Source organism: Leifsonia sp. RCC_180 (assembly GCF_058138205.1).
The window spans coordinates 2,196,655-2,215,512 of record NZ_CP200340.1 but is presented as its reverse complement, the minus strand read 5'-3'; the positions used below and the strand labels follow the sequence as shown (position 1 = coordinate 2,215,512).

The following is an 18,858-nucleotide window of genomic DNA, read 5'->3' as shown; positions in this document are numbered from 1 at the left end:
GCGCGACGGCGTGTCGTGTCAACTAGGCGTCAGAACCAGGTGCTGAGGCGCGGGGGGACGGCCGTGCGGAAGAGGCGGTCGAGGGCGTCGGCGTCGCCGTGGATGCGCCCGGCGACGGCCAGGCCGCGCGCGGCGTCGTGGCCGAGGTAGACGCTGCCGAGAGCGTTCACCGGCAGACTGACGTCGGCCGGGTCGTCGGTCGCGACGACGGATGCGCGTCCGTCGGTGACGGTCAGCCGAAATCGGCCCGCCGCGAGACCGAGGTCGTCCGCCACCTCGAGCACCAGGGAGCCGTCCCGGTCGTACGTCCGAGCCTCCAGGGCGGCCCGGACGTCGAGGATGCGCACCCACAGGTGGTCCTCGACGGCCGTCACCGTCGCGCCGCGGATGTCCGACACGAGAGCCGGGAGCGGCTCGTCGACCCCGCGCGTCCAGACCTGGACCCTCGCGACCAGGTCGAGCTCGAGCAGGAACCGCCAGAGCGCCGCGAGAGCCCCGTCGGTCGCCGCGGCGAGGTAGTTCACGTCGACCGTATGGCGGGTGAAGTCGTCGTCGCCTTTCACGGTGTACGAGACGAAGCCTTCCGGCTCGCCGTCGACGGAGTCGTAGCGCACGAGGCGGTACTTGTCCGCCTCCGAGTTGCCCTTCAGCGGGCCGATCAGGCGGTGCGCAAGGTACGGCTCGAGTCCGATCTCGCCGGCCCGGCCCGCCATGACGTTCTCGAGCACGCGCTCACCGGTCTCCCGGTACTCCTCGGGCTCGGCGAACGACAGCCGCCCGGTCGTCTCCGAGCCCGCCCAGCGCACCCGCTTCGTGTCGACGGACCACGCCGTCGCATACGTCGCCGGGCCGAAGCCCCAGCGTCCATAGATCACCGACTCGGAGACCGTAAGGATCGCGAGCGGGATGCCGAGCTCATGCGCCGTGCGCAGCTCGCCGCCGAGGAGTGCCCGGGCGATGCCACGACGGCGGTGCGTCGGCGCGACCGTCACGGAGCTGATCGCCCACGCGTCCACCCGCTCGCCGCCAGGGACCGTCAGAGGCGCCACCCAGGAGTTCACCGTGCCCACCGGTTCGCGGGCCGGAATCGCGTCGTCGTAGACCCCGGTCGTGCGTCGTCCACCGAGGTACCCGCGCGCCTCTTCCAGCACCTCCTCCTTCGGCCGCTCACTGTGGAAGCCGCGGAAGTCGGCGCGGATCCAACCGTCGAAGGCGGCAGCGTCGGTCGTGTCGACCAGTGTCAGGCGTAAGCCCCCGGCGGCGAGGTCGCGTTCAGAGGTGGGGTCGATGGGCTGGGTGAGGAAGTCCATCCCCTCACCGTATCGGGCGGGCTCCGGCGACGGGAGGCCCGCACGTTCCGCTAGCGTTGAAGCATGAAGGTGCACGGTCTCATCCAGAGCAGCCTCACGCAGGAGCTCACTGCGGAGGCCGATGACGCGGAGTCGGCACGGGCACTCATCGAGGAGCAGGTTCCGGAGGGATACGACCTCCTGCAGGTGCACAACGCGATGCCGCGCGGAGGCCGGGTCATCGCGAAGGCGATCATCCGCGAGTCCGCCGTCGCCGAGATCGACGCGGAGGGCGTCGACTACGCCGCCGCTCGCGAGGCCCTGCGCGCCAAGGTCCCCGCCGACCACCGTCTCCTGACCATCGTCGTCGCGGAATAGCGTGAGGCGGGCAGCGACGAGAACCGGCGGTCACCTGTGAGGCGACCGCCGGTCGTGCAGGTCAGACGTCGCGTCGTCGTACCGCGATGACGCCGCTGAGGAACGGCACCGCCGCCCACGCGAAGACGACGAGCAGGCTCTGCCATTGGCTCAGGGAGCCGTTCACGCCTGTCACCACACCGCTGGCAGCCGGGCCGAGGAGGTAGTTCTGCACCGGAGTCAGCCACGTGATCGACGCCAGACCGATCACGGTCTGGAGGACCACCGTCAGGATGAAGAGCACGCCGACCGAGATCGCGATCGCAGCCGCCGAGGAACGCACGAGCGACCCGATGCCGAGGCTGAACACCGCGGTGCAGGCGAGTGCCGCCCCCGTCCCGAACACGCACCAGAAGACGGGCGAGAGGTCGTCGAGGGGGATGGATGCTCCCCGCGCCACGAGCACGGAGTAGACGATGGCCCACGACGCGGCCGCGGCAACGGTTCCGGTGACGAAGGAGGTGAGCGCGGCGACGACGGCCTTGCCAGCCAGCAGCGATGTCCGGCCCGGGACCGCGGCCAACGATGCACGGATCATGCCGGTGCCGAACTCGGACGTGATGCTGAGGGAGCCGAGGACGACGACGATCAGCTGCACGAAGAGCAGGCTGATGCCGACGAGGAAGGCGATGCCGGGGAGAGCCGCGGTGCCGCGGAGCTCTGCGAGGTAGTCGCCGGGGGCGAGCAACGCCACCAGTGAGCCGATCGCGAGCTCGACGGCGACCACGGAGATCAGGATCCACCACGTCGAGCGAAGCGAGCGGAGCTTGATCCACTCGGAGGCGAGGATGCCGCCGAAGCTGACCGCAGAGCCCGACATCCGGCGGGTGGACGGAGTAGTGCGGATCGCGGTCATCGGGTCGCCCCCGTCCGGTATTCGACGGAATCCCTGGTCAGCTCGAGGTACGCGTCCTCCAGTGAGGCCCGGACGACGCGGAGCTCCTCGAGCGCGATGCCCGCCGAGGCCGCAGACCGGCCGACCTGGCTCGCGCCGAGACCGCGCACCTCGAGGGCGCCGTCGGCCGCGCGCGTGACGGTCACGTCGGGAGAGGCCAACGCCTCTGCCAGTGCCCCGATCCGCTCAGCACGGACGCGCACGAAATCGGTGGTCGCCCCGGCGACGAGGTCAGCGATGGGGGCGTCCGCCAGCAGGCGGCCCTGCCCGAGCACGATGACGTGGTGGGCGGTCTGCGCCATCTCGCTCATCAGGTGGGACGACAAAAGCACTGTGCGGCCCTCGTCGGCCAGGGACCGGGTGAACTCGCGGACCCAGCGCACACCCTCGGGATCGAGGCCGTTGACCGGCTCGTCGAGGATGAGGATCTCCGGGTCGCCGAGCATCGCCGTCGCGATCCCGAGGCGCTGCCCCATCCCCAGCGAGAAACCGCCGACGTGCTTGTCGGCGACGGAGTCGAGGCCCGCGAGGTCGAGCACCTCGTCGACGCGGCGGCGCGGGATGCTGTTGGTGGCCGCGAGCGCGCGCAGGTGCTGCCGGGCGGTGCGGCCCGGGTGGGCGGCCCTGGCGTCGAGGAGGGCTCCGACGGTGCGCAGCGGCGACCGGAGCTCGGAATACCTGGCGCCGGCGACGAGAGCGGTCCCGCTGTCCGGTCGATCGAATCCCATGAGCATCCTCATGGTGGTGGACTTTCCTGCCCCATTCGGGCCGAGGAAGCCGGTGACCCGACCGGGCTCGATGGTCGCTGAGACGGTGTCCACCGCCAACCGGTCCCCGTAGCGTTTCGACAATCGATCCAACGTGATCACGTGCAAATCCTTCTGTAGCGCGGCCGCGGTGTGTCCGTCGGCCCCGTCTGTTTAGACGGCGCGCAGGGCCGTTCATGACGGCTGCGGGCGCCTGCAGAAGCAGATATACGGGATTTAAGGAAGCGGAAACGGCTGCGCGGCCGCGTCCTCGAGGAGCGGCCACAGGGCGGCCCCGAGCCGCGGCGACCGAGAGGCGCGGGTCGCCGGCGTGTGGATGGGCGGACCCTTTGTCCAGCCGGCCGGCCCGAGATAGTCCCCGCCCGAGACCGTGTGGTCGAGCACGGCGCGCACCGGAACGTGCGCTCCGGAGTCCTTGCCCTGGGTCCACGCCGCCTGCAGGTTGTCGGCGAAGCGCTTCAGGCGCGACGGATGGTTGACGCCGCGGATACCCGGCGTCCTGCCCGAGGTCGAATAGCCGGGATGCACCACCACGCTCTGCACCGACGATCCGGCGGCACGCAGCCGACGGTCGAGCTCGAAGCCGAACACCTGAGCGGCGATCTTGGAGCCGGAGTAGGCCCGCCACGACGTGTAGGCGTTCTCGAGTTGCAGATCATCGAGGCGCAGCCGGCCGAGACGGGACGCCAGGGAGCCCAGCGTGACGACGCGTGCGTCAGGCGCGGCGAAGAGAGCGGGAAGCGTGCGCGCCACCAGGCGGAAATGCCCCAGGACGTTCGTCGCGAGCACGAGCTCGTTGCCGTACGCGTCGGTCTGCCGCTCGCGGGGCGGGTGCACGATCCCCGCGTTCAGCACCAGCGCATCCACTCGGCCGCGCTGCAGCAGTGCGTCGGCCGTCGCGTCGATCGAGCGCCGGTCGGTGACATCCAGCGGCATCGCCTCGACGCTCGCACGCGGCACCCGGCGGCGGATCGCCGACAGGGCCGCCTCGGCCCGCTCGGGGTCGCGGCAGGCGAGCACCACGTGGGCGCCGGCGCGGGCCAGTTGCTCCGAGGTCCAGTAGCCGACCCCGGCGTTGGCGCCGGTGACCACGACCGTGCGCCCGTGGGCGTCCGGCAGCGCCGACGGGCTCCAGGACACCCTAGCGACCGTTCTCGCCGGCGATGCGCTCGTGGTGGTGGATGACCTCGGCGACGATGAAGGTGAGGAACTTCTCGGCGAAGGCCGGATCGAGGTGGCTCTCCTCCGCGAGCGCGCGCAGGCGCTGGATCTGCTCCTTCTCGCGGTCCGGATCCGCGGGCGGCAGCCCGTGCTCCGCCTTCAGGGCACCCACCTGCTGGGTGAACTTGAAGCGTTCGGCGAGCATGTGGATGACCGCCGCGTCGATGTTGTCGATGCTCTGCCGGATGCTGTGCAGCTCAGCCAGCGCATCCTCCCGCTCCCGGTTCTCACCCATGCCTCGACCCTACTGGACGCGTAGCGCGCGGCCGCTCACAGGCTCGGCGACGGCTCCGCGAGCACGCGGTCGAGCACCGGCCGGGTCGCACGGAGCGCGGCCCAGACCAGCAGGACGCCCGCAGCCAGGCATGCGGCCACCACCACCAGGGTCAGCGGTGACAGCAGCAGGCTCATCCCGGTGAGCGGGAAGACGACCACGGCGGCGGTGACGGCGGAGCCGATCCCCACGATCCGGAGCGGCGACAGCACCGCGCGGCCGCGGGCCGCGTTCATCTCGGAGACGGGCATCCCGATCCGGTCGAGGCTGACGTAGAGGTCACGGCGGTCGAGGACGCCGGCCGCCTGGTTGACGCCGGCGGAGCACGCCACCATCAGGAAGGAGGCGACGACCGTGATGATGACGCCGGTGCGGATGTCGGCGACGAGGAGACGGGATGCCGGATCGGCGGAATCGCCCGCCACATCCATCAGGGAGACGCCGACGCCGGCGAACACGGCCGTGAAGCTCGTCATGGCGACTCCGGACACCTGTCGCCATGCAGCCTTCGGCGATTCGAGGATGCTTCGCGCTGCCAGCAGCCGCCGGACGGTCCGGGCACGCCGGGCCTGACCGGTGGCGACCAGGCGGAGGACCCACGGCCCGATCAGGTTCAGCACGGCGACGCTTCCCCCGAACCCGAGGGCGAGCACAGCGAGCACGATGCCCACGTCGGCGACGGCCTGCAGCGCCGTGAGCCCCGCGACGACGATGGCGATCACACCAACGCTCATCACTGCACGGACCCAGTGGATGCGCGGCGCCTGCTCGCGGGTGCGGACGCCGAGGGGCGACAGGATGACACCGCGGAGCCCGATGACCGCGCTGAGCGCCGCCAGCGCGCCGATCCCGGCGACCACGACGGCGGTCCATCCGGGGCTCAGGAGCACCGACATCCCCAGAGGTTCGCCGCGGAACGGGATGAGACCGACCAACGGAGAGCCGGCGAGCGAGAGGACGACGCCGGTGAGGGCGCCGGCGAGCGCCAGGACGGTCGACTCGATGACGGTGAGGCCGGTGACCGTCCGCGGGGTCGCGCCGAGCAGCCGCAGACTCGCCAACCGGTCGTCGCGTCGCCGCGCCGACAGTCGGGCGGCCGAGCCGCCCAGCGCGAGAAGGGGCACCACGAGGAGCGCGAGAGCGATCACGGCGAGAGCTTGGTACATCCCGGCCAGGTCGTCGGTCCAGGAGAAGAAGGCCTGAGCGCCGCCCGCGACGATCAGCAGCAGCGCGGTGACCACCGCGAAGGCGGTTACGGGAAGAACGACGGTGGAGCGGGCCGAGAAGCTGCGGCGGGCGAACAGCCACGCCAGACGGAGGGTCGTCATCGCGCGGTCACCTCGTCGACGATCCGTCCGTCGGCCAGCCGCAGGACGCGCGAACAGCGGGCTGCGACGGACTCGTCGTGCGTGACGACGACCAGGGAGCGGCCGCGGTCGGTGGTCGAGCGGATGAGCGCATCCATCACCTCCGCGGAGGTGGCGGAGTCCAGCGCGCCCGTCGGCTCGTCGGCGAACACGACGGATGCCCCCGTGGTCTGCGCGCGGGCGATGGCCACGCGCTGCGCCTGACCGCCGGACAGCTGGCCGATGCGCCGTGCTTCGAAACCGGCGAGGCCGAGGGCGGCGAGCCACATGGCGGCCGTCTGCTCGGCCGCGCGCCGGTCGGTGCCGGTGAGCATCAGCGGGAGGGCGACGTTCTCCACCGCCGTCAGCTCGGGCAGCAGCAGCCCTTGCTGAAAGACGAAACCGAACGACTCCCGCCGCAGCCGCGAGCGGCCCCTCTCATCGAGCGCGGTCACCTCCAGGGGTCCGTGCGCGGTGGCGAGCATCACGGAGCCGCTGTCCGGTCGGACGATCCCGGCGAGACAGTGCAGCAGGGTGGTCTTCCCCGAGCCGGACGCGCCCATGATGGCGACGGACTCCCCGGGGTCGACCCGGAAGTCGACTCCGGCGAGCGCGGTCGAGGGGCCGTAGGTCTTGACGAGCCGGGAGGCGGTGAGAGCGGCAGAAGGTGGGGGTGCAGTGGTCATACCCTCAGCGTGACGCGGCGCCGGACGGAGGGCATCGGTCGCCAGAGGCATCCCGTCGCACACGCGTCATCCTCAGGATGTGGTCCCGAGGTATGAGGGATCAGCCGGCGGCGACCCGGCCGACCTTCTCCGTCTTGTCCCACCGCGCTTCAGCGCCGGCGAGTTCCTTGAGGTAGGAGTCGAACGTGATCGCGCAGAGCAGCGACCCGTAGCCCGCGAGGTAGATGAGCGTCGGGGCAAGCCAGCGGCCGGCGCGCGTCTTCTCGGACTTCCGCGCAAGCCACGCGAAGACCATCGAGAACGGGATCCAGATGTAGATCGCGAGGGTGAGGGCGAACAGCGCCGTGCTGTCGAGCGTCACCCCGAAGAGGCCGGGCAGCCAGACCAGGGTCACCGGCGGGAAGAGCGCCGTGATCATCACGATCATGTTGATGATGCCGGGGAACAGCAGGACATGGCCCAGCTCGCGCTTCGTCGTCCTGGCGTCGGTCAGCGAACCCAGGATGAGGACGAACAGGTAGGCGAGCGAGGCCGAGATCCACAGCGCCCGGAAGATGCCCGTGGCGAGCTCGTTCTGCAGGAACAGCAGGCCGGCCAGTCCGATCGACGACATGATCATGATCAGAGGGAGCAGCCACAGGCTGAACCAGACGATCCCGAAACTGATCCCGCCCAGGTTGTGACGGCGCGATGGCCGGAACCAGACCTTGGCGTACCGGGCGGTCACCGAGACGTTGCCGCGCGCCCAGCGCAGCCGCTGCTTCCAGAGTCCGTCGATCGCTCGCGGCTCCTCCGCAAGCACGTGCGCGTGAGGCTCGAACACGACCTTCCGGCCCTGCAGCTGCGTCTCGAACGTCGTGATCGTGTCCTCGGCCAGCGTCGTCGTGTCGATCCGGCCGCCGATCGCGAGCAGGTTCTCGCGGGTGTGCAGCTGTGCGCCTCCCGCCAGGCACGCCTGCGCCCCGAGCACGTTCTGCGCCCGGCGAGCGGCGGGCTGCGACAGCACGTACTCGGTGCTGATGAACTTGGTCAGCCAGTTGCGGTCCTCGCTGCCCTCGTGGATGTAGGCGGAGACCGCGCCCACCTCGGGGTCCGCCAGGTGGCGGGTCATCCGGCGCAGCGAGTTGGGGGTGTAGATGACGTCGGCGTCCATGATGAGGAGCGCTTCCATCCAGTCGTCTTCGAGCACCTTCGCGATGCCGTGGTTGAGCGTGTGCGCCTTGCCCTGGCCACCCTGCTCGCGGCGCAGCAGGTGCACGTTTCCCGGGTAGCGGGCGGCGCGGTCGGTGACGACGTCCGGGGTGTCGTCGGTGCTCGCGTCGTCGACCACGTAGATGCGCAGTGCCTCACGCGGATAGTCGAGCTTCATGAGCCGGTCGATGGAGGCGCCGATCACCGCGCCCTCGTTCCAGGCAGGAACGACGATGGCGACCCGCGGGAGGTACGGGGCGGCCTTCTTGTAGTGGTTGATCCACGCGTGGAACGGAATGACCACGAAGGTCGCGGCAGCCGCGACCACCGGGATGAGACCGGAGAGCGCGAGGATCAGGCACACGACGACGCCGATCCACTGCAGCACGGTGAGAACGTCCAACCCCAAGACCTCCCTGTTCTACCCTGCACCCTACCGCGTGGCACGGTGCCCGAACGCGCGAACAGGCCCCGGGAAACCCGGGGCCTGTTCGCGGATGGAAGGCTTGGCGGTGGTTACCGGCGCGCGCCCGGCAGCGTCCCGCCCGCGGCGAGCCGCATGAGGTCGGAACCGAGGTCGATGCCCAGCTCGTTGCCGCCCGCTGAACCGAACTCGTGCTGGTAGCTGTCCCAGGAGGTGTCGGTGATCTTCGACTCCACCTCGGACTCCATGAGCACGACCAGCTCCCGCGCCGCCCGGTCGATGCGCTTGCCGAGCGCCTTGTCCTGCCAGTCCTCGGTGGAGGCGAAGACGGAGGTCGGCGTGGTCATCGTGCGGAGGAACGCGAACAGCGACCGCATCTCGCCGTCGACCACGAGCGCGTGGCGCGCGGTGCCGGCGGTCGCGGCGAGCACGACCGGCTTGGCGATGAGGAGGTCGTTGTCGAGCACCTGGAAGAACGACGTGAAGAGTCCGCTCGCTCCGGCCTTGTAGACCGGGGCCGCCGCGATGATCCCGTCGGACGACTTCAGCGCCTCCACCGCCTTCGTGAACTTCGGGCCGAGGTGCCCCGACGCGAGGGCCGCGCCGAGCTCCGGCAGAAGCTCGCGGAGGTCGAGGTTGAGCGTCTCCACCGTGCGGCCGTCGCGCTGGGCGGCTGCCTCCGTCCGGAGGGCGAGCCGGTCGGCGAGCATCTTGGTGGACGACGGGTCGCTGACGCCCGCGTTCACCACGACGACGCGGAACGGCCGCTTGTCGGTAGTGGTCATGGTCTGTCCTTCTCTCGGATCGAGTATCGAGTTCTCGGTGAGCGTGAGCGTCGGCGTCAGAGCGCCGGGTAGCTCGCCTCGACCTCGGCCTCGGTGTCCTGGTACGGGGATCCGCCGGTCACGTTGTCGCCGCGGTTCGCGTTGGGACGCGGCTGGCGCGGGTCGGCGTCGCCGTACTTCGCCTTCACCAGCGACTCGTGGGTGGGCGCATCCGGCGTCTCCGGGTCCTTGCGGGCCTCGGTCTCCTTGCGCAGCACCGGGATGACGTGCTCGCCCAGCAGGTCGAGCTGCTCGAGCACCGTCTTCAGCGGCAGGCCCGCGTGGTCCATGAGGAACAGCTGGCGCTGGTAGTCGCCGGCCCACTCGCGGAACGTGAGGGTCTTGTCGATGATCTCCTGCGGGCTGCCGACGCTGAGCGGCGTGGCGTCCGTGAACTCCTCCATCGTCGGGCCGTTGCCGTAGACGGGCGCCTCGTTGAAGTAGGGACGGAACTGGTTCTTGGCGTCCTGCGAGTTCTTCGCGATGAAGGCCTGGCCGCCGAGTCCGACGATCGCCTCCTTAGCGGTGCCGTGGCCGTAGTGCTCGAAGCGCTCGCGGTAGAACGCGATCAGCCGCTGGAAGTGCTCCTTCGGCCAGAAGATGTTGTTGGCGAAGAAACCGTTGCCGTAGAAGGCGGCCTGCTCGGCGACCTCCGGCGTGCGGATGCTGGCGTGCCACACGAACGGCGGAACGTCGTCGAGGGGCCGCGGAGTGGAGGTGAAGCCCTGCAGCGGGGTGCGGAAGCGTCCCTCCCAGTCCACGACGTCCTCACGCCACAGCCGGTGCAGGAGGTTGTAGTTCTCGAGCGCCAACGGCAGGCTCTGCCGGATGTCCTGACCGAACCACGGGTAGACGGGGCCGGTGTTGCCGCGGCCGACCATCAGATCCATGCGTCCCTTCGAGAGGTGCTGGAGCATCGCGTACTCTTCGGCGATGCGCACCGGGTCGTTGGTCGTGATCAGCGTGGTCGAGGTGGTGACCGTCAGCTTCTCGGTGAGGGCGGCGATGTGGGCCAGCAGGGTGGTGGGGGACGAGGAGAAGAACGGCGGGTTGTGGTGCTCGCCGATCGCGAAGACGTCCAGGCCGACCTCCTCCGCGTGGGTCGCGATCTTCACGATCGCGTCGATGCGCTCCGCCTCGCTCGGCGTCTCACCGGAGACCGGGTCCCGGGTGATGTCGCTGACGGAGAAGATTCCGTACTGCATGTCTGGCTCCTCTGGTTGTTCTCGCCGTTTCTATGCAAATGCATACAACGCGACAGGCGGTGAGGTATTCCCATCCTGCCGCGGGCGACGGTCAGCGGGTAGAGCGGCTCAGAGCGCTTCCGGATCCAGGTTCAGGGTGGTGCCCTGGTAGAGGTTCAGCCGGCCGTCGAACTGCTGCCCGTTCGCGTTGAGCCAGAGCAGTGCCTGTGACGTGATGCCGAAGCGCTCCGCCACGATGTCGAAGGTGTCGTCGCTCCCGACCACGTAGCTCGCGGGCGCGCCGGATGCGGTGGTCGCCGTGACGGCTCCCGACGCGTGCGGCCGAGTGCCCCCGTCGACAGGGTGAACGTTCGTCTGCCGGGGCGGGATCGACCAGTGGATGGTGTTCACGGCGAGGACTTTGTCGGGGCCGAGTTCGAGCGGCACACCGTCGGGAGAGGCGACGGACGAGTACGTCACCAAGGTTCCCAGGAAGGACGCGTTGCCGACGTAGCCGAGAGGCGCGGAGGACGCCGGAGCGGCGGAGGTGGTGGGTCCGCCGAGCTGGTGATCGCCGATCCCGTGATAGGTCAGCCCGTCGCCCACGCTCGGCGGAAGTTCCAACAGCGTGACGGACACGGGAACGGGAACGGTCGACGTGAAGTCGGTGTAGACCGCCGAGTACGTGTTGTCGCCGTTCGACACCATCCGGTAGTGGAAGTGGATGCTGCCCTTGGGCGACGCGACGTTGCCCTCGGCCACAACTGTCCCCTGGGCGACCGGCGTCAGTGTCGGAGGCGGCGGCGGAGGTGCGGCCACCGGTGACGGCGTGGGCGAGGCCGGCGTGCGCGTCGCACTCGGCGTCGCGTGCGGCTTCGGAGTCGAATGGTGCGTGTGCGCCGACACCGGGCGCGGCGCTGCTCCCGCGAAGAGCGCGCACCCGGTGAGCATGGCGCCGAGCGCGACGGCGGCGCCCGCGAGCGTCACGATGCGGCGCTGAGTAGTCTGACGAGTCATTGTCCCCCCGACCGGAAGGTTATCAATACAGAGCGACCGGTTTTCAACCATCTCGTGAGCGCGCCGGCGACGCTGGCCGGATCTGATGCATCCTCGTCCGATTCCCGCTGGTCCGCGTCGGTGGCGACCGATAGCGTCAGATGGTGAAGGTCGCCGTTCAGTTCATCGCCATGGGGCTCATCTGGGGCGCCAGCTTCCTGTTCATGAAAGTCGCCCTCACCGGGGTGAGCTTCGGGCAGGTCGCCTGGGCGCGACTCGTCTTCGGCGCGGTGACCTTGGGCATCATTGCCCTGATCATGCGCGTCCGGCTGCCGCGCGAGCCGATCGTGTGGGTGCACTTCTCGGTGGTCGCGGTGACGTACTGCGTCATCCCGTTCCTCCTCTTCGCCTGGGCCGAGCAGTACGTCTCGTCGAGTCTCGCGAGCATCTACAACGCGGTCACGCCGATCACGACGGCGATCCTCGCGACCGCGGCCTTCCGTGTCGAGAAGCTGAACCGCGACCAAGTGCTCGGCGTCCTCGTCGGCATCGTCGGCGTCGTCATCGTGGTGGGCCCGTGGGCAGTGGATGCGCTCGCCGGCAGTCTCTGGGGCCAGCTCGCCTGCCTCGGCGCCGTCACCTGCTACGGGTTCAGCTTCGGCTACATCCGCCGCTTCATCAGCCCGCGGGAGGTGTCGGCGACGACGAGCGCGTTCCTCAACATCGGGCTGGCGGCCGTGATCATGATCATCCTGACCCCGGTGATCGCGTGGCACCCGATCACATTCAGCTGGCCGGTGCTGCTGTCGCTGCTCGCACTCGGGGCACTCGGAACCGGTGTCGTCTACATCTGGAACATGAACGTGCTCCGCGCGTGGGGACCGACGCTCACCTCGGGCGTCACGTACGTCACGCCCGTCGTCGGCGTCGCGCTGGGCATCCTCATCCTCGGGGAGCACCTCACCTGGAACGAGCCGGTCGGCGCGCTCGTCGTGATCGCCGGCATCCTGCTCACCCAGCAGCGCGTGCGCCTGTTCACACGGCGCCAGGCGGAACTCGCCGCCGCGGAGGCCGCCGCCCGCTAGGTGTGTGCGTGGAGGAACCGGAGCGTCGCCTCCAGCGCCTGGTGCGCCTCGGCGAACTTGAGGTGGAACTGGTACTCGTGCGGGAGGGCCGGCTGGTGCTCCGCCGGCCAGAACAGCTCCGTCACGTCCACGCCCTTCGAGCGCAGTGCCTCCGCCATCGGGACCGACTGCGTCCAGGTCAGACCGTCGCCGTTGCCGCCCGAGATGTAGGTCGGCGGGAAGTCGGGCGTGATGTGCTGGATGGTCGACATGGTCGACCCGACGTAGGTCTGCGACCACTCCTTGGTGCCGCTGTACGACCACAGGGCCGTCTTGAATCCCCACCCGTCGATGCCGGTCAGGCTTGCCAGTGCACCCAGGTCGTACACACCGCAGTTCAGAACGACTCCCGAGAGCTGGCTCGGCTCCAGCGCAGGGGCGATGCCCAACAGGTTGGCGTACTCCGGGTTCGTCGTCATCACCGCGAGCTGGCTGGCGAGCTGCGAACCCGCGGAGTCGCCGGCCAGGACGATCCGGTCGGGGTCGATGCCGAGGCTGTCGGCGTGCGCGGTGAGGTAGGCGAGCGCCTCGTTGAGCTGGCGGACGGCGGTCGGATAGGTCGCCTCCGGCCCGACGGTGTAGTTCAGGCCGACCGTCGTGAACCCGTCGGCGGCGAGGATCTGCAGGTACGGGTCGACGTTCTCGCTCGCGCCCGAGATCCAGGCGCCTCCGTGGATCCACACCACCGTGGGCAACGGCTCGTCGGCGGTGTCCGGGCGGAAGACGTCGAAGGTTGTGTCCGGCGATCCCGGCGCGTACCGCAGACCGGTCTGCGCGTGGATGCCGGTCGTCGGCACGAACGGCTTCATCTCGGCGACCGTCTCGGCGGCGCCCTTCTCGAAGACGCTGCGGATCACGAGGGCCGACGGCCACGGCGACGCTGACGCCAGGCTGGCGAGGATGAGCACGCACAGCAGGACGAGAGCGGTGACGGAGACGACGCGACGTGCGCGCCGGGAGAGGAGCGGACGCACTGGCAGCTCGTCGGCGCGCGCACGGGTCATGCGCTCACCGTATCGTCGGCGCCCAACGCCTCCTCAGTAATTCGGCCCTCCGACGGCGTGTCGGGCGGAGAAAGTGAGGAGCTGTTGGCTGGGCGGGGAGTGAGGCGCGTCAGGCGACCGTCGGGCCGAAGTGCTCCGGGAGGGTGGAGCGGTGCACGCCGCGGAGCTCCTCCAGGCCGATCGTGAAGAGGTCCTGCACCTCGAGCACGGGCTGGGCGCCAACCTCGGCGTCGGTGACCCCGATGCGCAGGTTCGGGATGCCGCGGCCCTCGCACAGACCGCGGAACTTCACGTCGTCCTCGCGCGGGACGGTCACGAGGACGCGGGCGGTCGACTCCGAGAACAGGGCGGTCGCCGCATCCACGCCGTCGCGCTCCTCGATCTCGGTCAGCCAGACGCGGGCGCCGACGCCGAAGCGCATGACGCTCTCGGCGAGGGCCTGAGCGAGGCCGCCGTCGGCGAGGTCGTGCGCCGACGAAATGAGCCCCTCGACCGACGCCGCGTGCAGCGCCTCGGCGAGCGAACGCTCCGCGGCAAGGTCGACCGCCGGCGGGTGACCGCCGAGGTGGCCGTGGATGGTTCCCGCCCAGGCCGAGCCGTCGAGCTCCTCGCGGGTGGTGCCGAGGAGGTAGATGTTCTCGCCCTCGTCCTGCCAGCCGCTCGGGATGCGCCGGGCGACGTCGTCGATCACGCCGAGGACGCCGACGACCGGAGTCGGGAAGATCGGGGTGTCGCCGGTCTGGTTGTAGAAGGAGACGTTGCCGCCGGTGACGGGGATCTCCAGCTCCAGACAGGCGTCTGACAGGCCTTCGACGGCCTGCGAGAACTGCCACATGACCTCGGGGTTCTCCGGGCTGCCGAAGTTGAGGCAGTCGGTGACGGCGACCGGGGTGGCGCCGGAGGCGGCGACGTTGCGGTACGCCTCGGCGAGCGCGAGCTTGGCGCCCTGCTTCGGGTCGAGCTGGCAGTAGCGGCCGTTGGCGTCGGTCGCGATGGCGAAGCCGAGGCCCGACTCCTCGTCGACGCGGATCATGCCGGCGTCGTCCGGGAAGGCGAGGGCCGTGTTGCCGCCGACGAAGTAGTCGTACTGGTCGGTGATCCAGCCCTTATCGGCCAGGTTGGCGCTGCCGAGCAGGGCCAGCGTCTGCTCACGCAGCCCGTCGCCGGTGGTCGGGCGGGCGAGCACGGAGGCCGAGTCGTCCTGGAGGGCGTCGATCCACGTGGGATAGGCGACCGGACGCTCGTACACCGGGCCGTCGACCGCGACGGTGCGCGGGTCGACGTTGACGATCTCCTCGCCGTTCCAGTTGATGACGAGGCGGCCGGTCTCGGTGACCTCGCCCAGGACGCTGGTCTCGACATCCCACTTGGCGGTGACGGCGAGGAAGGCGTCAAGCAACTCGGGCTTGACGACGGCCATCATGCGCTCCTGGCTCTCCGACATGAGGATCTCCTCCGCCGTGAGGCTCGGGTCGCGCAGCAGCACCTTGTCGAGCTCGATGAACATCCCGCCGTCGCCATTCGAGGCGAGCTCGCTGGTCGCGCACGAGATGCCGGCGGCGCCGAGGTCCTGGATGCCCTCCACGAGCTTGTCGCGGAACAGCTCCAGGCAGCACTCGATGAGCACCTTCTCGGCGAACGGGTCGCCCACCTGAACAGCAGGACGCTTCGTCGGGCCGCCGGCGGAGAAAGTGTCGGACGCAAGGATGCTGGCCCCGCCGATCCCGTCGCCGCCGGTGCGTGCACCGAACAGGACGACCTTGTTGCCGGCGCCGGACGCGTTGGCGAGGTGCAGGTCCTCATGCCGAAGGACGCCGACGGACAGCGCATTGACCAGCGGGTTGCCCTGGTAGACGGAGTCGAAGTACGTCTCGCCGCCGATGTTCGGCAGGCCCAGGCAGTTGCCGTAGAAGGAGATGCCGGAGACGACGCCGTGCACGACGCGTGCGGTGTCGGGGTTGTCGATGGCGCCGAAACGCAGCTGGTCCATCACGGCGACCGGACGTGCGCCCATCGAGATGATGTCGCGGACGATGCCGCCGACGCCGGTCGCGGCGCCCTGGAACGGCTCGATGTAGGAGGGGTGGTTGTGCGACTCCACCTTGAAGGTGACGGCCCAGCCCTCGCCCACATCCACGACGCCGGCGTTCTCGCCGATGCCGACCATGAGGTTCTTCTTCATGGCGGGGCTGACCTTCTGCCCGAACTGCCGCAGGTAGATCTTCGACGACTTGTAGGAGCAGTGCTCCGACCACATCACCGAGTACATGGCCAGCTCGCCGCTGGTGGGCCGGCGGCCGAGGATCTCGCGGATGCGGGCGTACTCGTCCTCCTTGAGCCCGAGCGCCGCGAACGGCTGCTCCCGCTCCGGGGTCTCGGTCGCGTTCGCGACAGTGTCGACGACGTGCGTGGTGGTGGTGTCGGTCACGCGGGCACTCCAGTCGGGGCGGGGCTGGGCGGGGATGTGTCCAGTCTACCGGCAGCGGAGAGGGGTCAGGCCGGGCAGCGTTCAGGTTCCCCGCGCCGGGGAATCGGCAGGCGCCACCCTGCTCGCACGGAGTCAGCCCTGCTGCAGTGTGACGGTCACACCAAGCGGCGCACACACGGCTTGCGCCTCAGCGCCGGCGGATTCGAGCGCTTCGACGCCGGCCGGCGAATTGTTGTCCAGGTATTCGTTGAGGCGGTCCGCTGCGGCTGTCACCGCGCCCGCCAATTCGTTCCACTGCGGATCGGTGGCGCGCGCATTCCTCGCTTCTGCAACGGCCAGCGCCCCGCGCTCGCGGGCGTTCGCCCTCGTTTCCTCTTCGGAGGCTCCGTCACCCTGAAACATGTGGTTCAAGGCGGCGCACGATGCGATGGCGTGGTCTTCGCCGACACGATCTCCCTTGGGTGTCGGGGTCGGCGTGGGAGTCGGCGTCGGCGTGACCGTCGGCGTCGGTGTCGGCGTCTGCGTCACGACCGGCTTCGGGTCGAGGAGGCCGGTCCCTAGCGCGTAGGCGACCGTGCCGCCCGAGATGCTGACCGCGAGGATCACCAGCGTCGCGACGAGCGCGGTGCGCTTTTGCCCTCCGGCGCGTCCGGGATGCGCTGCCGCGTTGGCGACCACCAGGTCGCGGATCGCCGCCTTGCGACGGGGGTCGAAGGTGGGCTCGTCGTTCATCGCTCTCCTCCGTTCGTCTGAGGTGCGTCGTCGTTCAGGAGTGCGGCCAGCCGGCCCTTGGCCCGGGAGAGCCGCGATTTCACGGTGCCGGGGGCGATCCCGAGTGCTTCGGCGGCCTCGGCAGTGTTGAGCTCCTCCAGTACGCAGAGGGTCAGGATGTCCTGGTCGCGCTTGGGCAGGGTGGCGAGCGCCGTGCGCAAGGCGCTGCGGCGCGCATCCCGGTCGATCCGGTCGTCCACGACGGTGGCGTGATCGGGCGCATTCTCGGGCGGTGGGAGCTGCTGCAGGCCTTCGCGGTAGCGACGGGAGGACCGCGCATAGTTGCGGAAGACGAAGTTCGTCATGACCAGCAGCCACCCGACGACCGAGCCGTTCACGACGCGCATCGCGTCGCGACGGCGCCAGGCCTCCAGGAAGACGACGGCCGTCACATCCTCGGCGTCGTGGATGGACGACGTCAGCCGCATCGCCTGGCGGAAGACGCGGTCGTGGTGCAGATCGAACAGCGCTCCAAACGCATCCGCGTCACCGGCGTTGACGCGTTTGAGCACTGCAGGCTCGTCGAGTTGGATTCCCCTCACATCATGAAGTGTCCGGGATGGGCGTCGCGGTTCCCAAAACCGATACCCCTGGGTCGCGGCGCACGGCTAGGGTGAGCGCGAGGAGGCCGCCATGCATGTTCCGCGCCCGTCGAAGGAGACCGAGGAGCTGTTCCGGTCGGTGGTGCCCGAGGCGCCAGGCGTCCAGGTCAAGCCGATGTTCGCGAACCTCTGCGCCTTCGTGAACGGCAACATGTTCGCCGGGCTGTTCGGCGACCAACTGGGGGTTCGCCTGCCCGACGAGGACGTGCGCGCCCGACTGCTCGGAATCGAGGGCACCGGACCGTACGGCCCTCCGGCCCGCGGAATGGTCGCCTACGTCTCGCTGCCCGAGGCGTGGAAGGACGACCCGGACAGGCTGCGCGAGTGGATCGGCGTGGCGCTGGAGCAGGTCGGCCGGATGCCGCCGAAGGTCAAGAAGCCGCGGAAGTCGGCCGCGAAGTAGCGGGCGCTTACGCCTCGACGAGCGCCGAGCGGATGACGGACGTGAAGAACGTCAGGCCGTCGGTGCCCGAGCGCATGGCGTCGTGGGTGTCCGGGCCGAAGCCGGGCTCGACTGCGTGCTCGGGGTGCGGCATCAGGCCGACGACGTTGCCGCGCTCGTTGCGGACGCCCGCGATGTCGTTAAGGGAGCCGTTCGGGTTGACGCCCGCGTAACGGAAGACGACCATCCCCTCGCCCTCGAGCCGCACCAGCTCGTCGGCGGAGGCGATGAAGCCGCCCTCGCCGTTCTTGAGCGGGATGACGATCTCCTGGCCCTGCTCGAAGCCATTGGTCCAGGGCGTCTGCGCGTTCTCGACCGTCAGGTGCTGGTCGCGGCGGATGAACGTGCCGTGGTCGTTGCGGATGAGCCCGCCGGCGACGAGGTGCGCCTCAGCCAGCATCTGGAAGCCGTTGCAGATGCCGAGCACCGGCATGCCCTTGGCAGCGGCATCCACGACCTCGGTCATGATCGGCGAGAGGGAGGCGATGGCGCCGCAGCGCAGGTAGTCGCCGTAGCTGAAGCCGCCGGGGAGCACTAGGGCGTCGACGCCCTGCAGGTCGTGCTCGCCGTGCCAGAGCGAGACCGGCTCTGCGCCGGCGAGTCGGACGGCGCGGAGCGCGTCGCGGTCGTCGAGCGAGCCGGGGAACGTGATGACGCCGATGCGCATCAGGCGTCGACCTCCGCCGGGTAGTGGATGCCCACCACGTCTTCGATCACGGAGTTCGAGAGGATCTCGTCGGCGATCTCCTGCACGGTCGCGCGCAACTCGTCGTCGATCGGTCCGTCGACGGTCAGCTCGAAGCGCTTGCCGACGCGGACGCCGGTGACCCCGCCGCGGCCGGTGCGGGCGAGCGCACGGGCGACCGCCTTGCCCTGCGGGTCGAGCAGCTCGGCCTTGGGCATCACTTCAACAACGATCGTCGGCACGGGGATACTCCGCTCACTCGGGCGTCGGGGTGGGGGTTCGCTGACG

General features: G+C 69.8%; 20 protein-coding genes. 3 read left to right on the top strand and 17 right to left on the bottom strand.

Translation table 11 applies throughout. The annotated features are described in order from the left end of the window. Positions 1-29: 29 nt before the first annotated feature. Positions 30-1,310 carry a GNAT family N-acetyltransferase gene (locus AB7E03_RS10930; RefSeq protein ID WP_489941434.1) on the bottom strand — a complete coding sequence of 427 codons (1,281 nt, stop codon included), beginning with the start codon at positions 1,308-1,310 and terminating at the stop codon, positions 30-32. A 63-nt stretch (positions 1,311-1,373) separates the two neighbouring features. On the opposite strand from AB7E03_RS10930, the gene AB7E03_RS10925 reads away from it, so the two are divergent. Next, a complete protein-coding gene (locus AB7E03_RS10925) occupies positions 1,374-1,667 on the top strand; it encodes a hypothetical protein (protein WP_489941433.1) in 294 nt (97 codons plus the stop codon). Positions 1,668-1,728: 61 nt separating this feature from the next. Here the strand turns inward: AB7E03_RS10925 and AB7E03_RS10920 are convergent, their stop codons facing one another. From AB7E03_RS10920 to AB7E03_RS10875, 10 genes are all read right to left on the bottom strand, one after another. After that, positions 1,729-2,562 carry an ABC transporter permease subunit gene (locus AB7E03_RS10920; protein WP_489941432.1) on the bottom strand — a complete coding sequence of 278 codons (834 nt, stop codon included), beginning with the start codon at positions 2,560-2,562 and terminating at the stop codon, positions 1,729-1,731. Further along, positions 2,559-3,470: an ATP-binding cassette domain-containing protein gene (locus AB7E03_RS10915; protein ID WP_489941431.1), complete on the bottom strand. Its 912-nt coding sequence runs from the start codon at positions 3,468-3,470 to the stop codon at positions 2,559-2,561. The genes AB7E03_RS10920 and AB7E03_RS10915 overlap by 4 nt, the downstream gene beginning before the upstream one ends. A gap of 114 nt (positions 3,471-3,584) precedes the next feature. Continuing rightward, positions 3,585-4,508: an SDR family NAD(P)-dependent oxidoreductase gene (locus AB7E03_RS10910; RefSeq protein WP_489941430.1), complete on the bottom strand. Its 924-nt coding sequence runs from the start codon at positions 4,506-4,508 to the stop codon at positions 3,585-3,587. A gap of 1 nt (position 4,509) precedes the next feature. Then, a complete protein-coding gene (locus AB7E03_RS10905) occupies positions 4,510-4,824 on the bottom strand; it encodes a chorismate mutase (RefSeq protein ID WP_489941429.1) in 315 nt (104 codons plus the stop codon). A gap of 35 nt (positions 4,825-4,859) precedes the next feature. Then, positions 4,860-6,191, bottom strand: coding sequence for an FtsX-like permease family protein (locus AB7E03_RS10900; protein ID WP_489941428.1), 1,332 nt, complete (start codon positions 6,189-6,191; stop codon positions 4,860-4,862). Continuing rightward, the gene (locus AB7E03_RS10895) at positions 6,188-6,895 is read right to left on the bottom strand and encodes an ABC transporter ATP-binding protein (RefSeq protein WP_489941427.1); all 708 of its coding nucleotides are present in this window, start codon (positions 6,893-6,895) and stop codon (positions 6,188-6,190) included. Before AB7E03_RS10895 ends, AB7E03_RS10900 begins: the two co-directional genes overlap by 4 nt. 100 nt (positions 6,896-6,995) lie before the next feature. Then, positions 6,996-8,474, bottom strand: coding sequence for a glycosyltransferase (locus AB7E03_RS10890; protein WP_489942902.1), 1,479 nt, complete (start codon positions 8,472-8,474; stop codon positions 6,996-6,998). 128 nt (positions 8,475-8,602) lie between these two features. Continuing rightward, a complete protein-coding gene (locus AB7E03_RS10885) occupies positions 8,603-9,295 on the bottom strand; it encodes a CE1759 family FMN reductase (RefSeq protein ID WP_489941426.1) in 693 nt (230 codons plus the stop codon). 56 nt (positions 9,296-9,351) lie between these two features. Next, positions 9,352-10,539: an LLM class flavin-dependent oxidoreductase gene (locus tag AB7E03_RS10880; protein ID WP_441780835.1), complete on the bottom strand. Its 1,188-nt coding sequence runs from the start codon at positions 10,537-10,539 to the stop codon at positions 9,352-9,354. Between the two features lie 108 nt (positions 10,540-10,647). Beyond that, entirely contained in the window at positions 10,648-11,535 is an 888-nt protein-coding gene (locus AB7E03_RS10875; protein ID WP_489941425.1) for a LysM domain-containing protein, read from the bottom strand. Positions 11,536-11,678: 143 nt separating this feature from the next. On the opposite strand from AB7E03_RS10875, the gene AB7E03_RS10870 reads away from it, so the two are divergent. Continuing rightward, complete coding sequence (locus AB7E03_RS10870) at positions 11,679-12,599, top strand: DMT family transporter (protein ID WP_441780837.1); 921 nt, start codon at positions 11,679-11,681, stop codon at positions 12,597-12,599. On the opposite strand, the gene AB7E03_RS10865 is transcribed toward AB7E03_RS10870, so the two are convergent. From AB7E03_RS10865 to AB7E03_RS10850, 4 genes are all read right to left on the bottom strand, one after another. Next, positions 12,596-13,642, bottom strand: coding sequence for an alpha/beta hydrolase (locus AB7E03_RS10865; protein ID WP_489941424.1), 1,047 nt, complete (start codon positions 13,640-13,642; stop codon positions 12,596-12,598). The two genes, AB7E03_RS10870 and AB7E03_RS10865, sit on opposite strands and share 4 nt — an antisense overlap. A gap of 109 nt (positions 13,643-13,751) precedes the next feature. Further along, on the bottom strand, positions 13,752-16,070 hold the full coding sequence (gene purL, locus AB7E03_RS10860; protein ID WP_489941423.1) for a phosphoribosylformylglycinamidine synthase subunit PurL: 2,319 nt from the start codon (positions 16,068-16,070) through the stop codon (positions 13,752-13,754). 132 nt (positions 16,071-16,202) lie between these two features. Then, complete coding sequence (locus AB7E03_RS10855) at positions 16,203-16,802, bottom strand: hypothetical protein (protein ID WP_489941422.1); 600 nt, start codon at positions 16,800-16,802, stop codon at positions 16,203-16,205. After that, positions 16,799-17,383, bottom strand: coding sequence for an RNA polymerase sigma factor (locus AB7E03_RS10850; protein ID WP_489941421.1), 585 nt, complete (start codon positions 17,381-17,383; stop codon positions 16,799-16,801). Before AB7E03_RS10850 ends, AB7E03_RS10855 begins: the two co-directional genes overlap by 4 nt. 91 nt (positions 17,384-17,474) lie before the next feature. Between AB7E03_RS10850 and AB7E03_RS10845 the strand changes: the two genes are divergently transcribed. Then, the gene (locus AB7E03_RS10845; protein ID WP_489941420.1) at positions 17,475-17,846 is read left to right on the top strand and encodes a TfoX/Sxy family protein; all 372 of its coding nucleotides are present in this window, start codon (positions 17,475-17,477) and stop codon (positions 17,844-17,846) included. Positions 17,847-17,853: 7 nt separating this feature from the next. Here the strand turns inward: AB7E03_RS10845 and purQ are convergent, their stop codons facing one another. Next, the gene (gene purQ / locus AB7E03_RS10840; RefSeq protein WP_489941419.1) at positions 17,854-18,552 is read right to left on the bottom strand and encodes a phosphoribosylformylglycinamidine synthase subunit PurQ; all 699 of its coding nucleotides are present in this window, start codon (positions 18,550-18,552) and stop codon (positions 17,854-17,856) included. Continuing rightward, positions 18,552-18,812, bottom strand: coding sequence for a phosphoribosylformylglycinamidine synthase subunit PurS (purS, locus tag AB7E03_RS10835; RefSeq protein ID WP_431219132.1), 261 nt, complete (start codon positions 18,810-18,812; stop codon positions 18,552-18,554). The genes purQ and purS overlap by 1 nt, the downstream gene beginning before the upstream one ends. Positions 18,813-18,858: the final 46 nt, after the last annotated feature.

Bases quoted from the DNA above. Each gene is read 5' to 3' on its own strand.
- AB7E03_RS10930 (WP_489941434.1), bottom strand. From the start codon at position 1,310: ATGGACTTCCTCACCCAGCCCATCGACCCCACCTCTGAACGCGACCTC.
- AB7E03_RS10925 (WP_489941433.1), top strand. From the start codon at position 1,374: ATGAAGGTGCACGGTCTCATCCAGAGCAGCCTCACGCAGGAGCTCACT.
- AB7E03_RS10920 (WP_489941432.1), bottom strand. From the start codon at position 2,562: ATGACCGCGATCCGCACTACTCCGTCCACCCGCCGGATGTCGGGCTCT.
- AB7E03_RS10905 (WP_489941429.1), bottom strand. From the start codon at position 4,824: ATGGGTGAGAACCGGGAGCGGGAGGATGCGCTGGCTGAGCTGCACAGC.
- AB7E03_RS10900 (WP_489941428.1), bottom strand. From the start codon at position 6,191: ATGACGACCCTCCGTCTGGCGTGGCTGTTCGCCCGCCGCAGCTTCTCG.
- AB7E03_RS10895 (WP_489941427.1), bottom strand. From the start codon at position 6,895: ATGACCACTGCACCCCCACCTTCTGCCGCTCTCACCGCCTCCCGGCTC.
- AB7E03_RS10885 (WP_489941426.1), bottom strand. From the start codon at position 9,295: ATGACCACTACCGACAAGCGGCCGTTCCGCGTCGTCGTGGTGAACGCG.
- AB7E03_RS10880 (WP_441780835.1), bottom strand. From the start codon at position 10,539: ATGCAGTACGGAATCTTCTCCGTCAGCGACATCACCCGGGACCCGGTC.
- AB7E03_RS10875 (WP_489941425.1), bottom strand. From the start codon at position 11,535: ATGACTCGTCAGACTACTCAGCGCCGCATCGTGACGCTCGCGGGCGCC.
- AB7E03_RS10865 (WP_489941424.1), bottom strand. From the start codon at position 13,642: ATGACCCGTGCGCGCGCCGACGAGCTGCCAGTGCGTCCGCTCCTCTCC.
- AB7E03_RS10855 (WP_489941422.1), bottom strand. From the start codon at position 16,802: ATGAACGACGAGCCCACCTTCGACCCCCGTCGCAAGGCGGCGATCCGC.
- AB7E03_RS10845 (WP_489941420.1), top strand. From the start codon at position 17,475: ATGCATGTTCCGCGCCCGTCGAAGGAGACCGAGGAGCTGTTCCGGTCG.
- purQ (WP_489941419.1), bottom strand. From the start codon at position 18,552: ATGCGCATCGGCGTCATCACGTTCCCCGGCTCGCTCGACGACCGCGAC.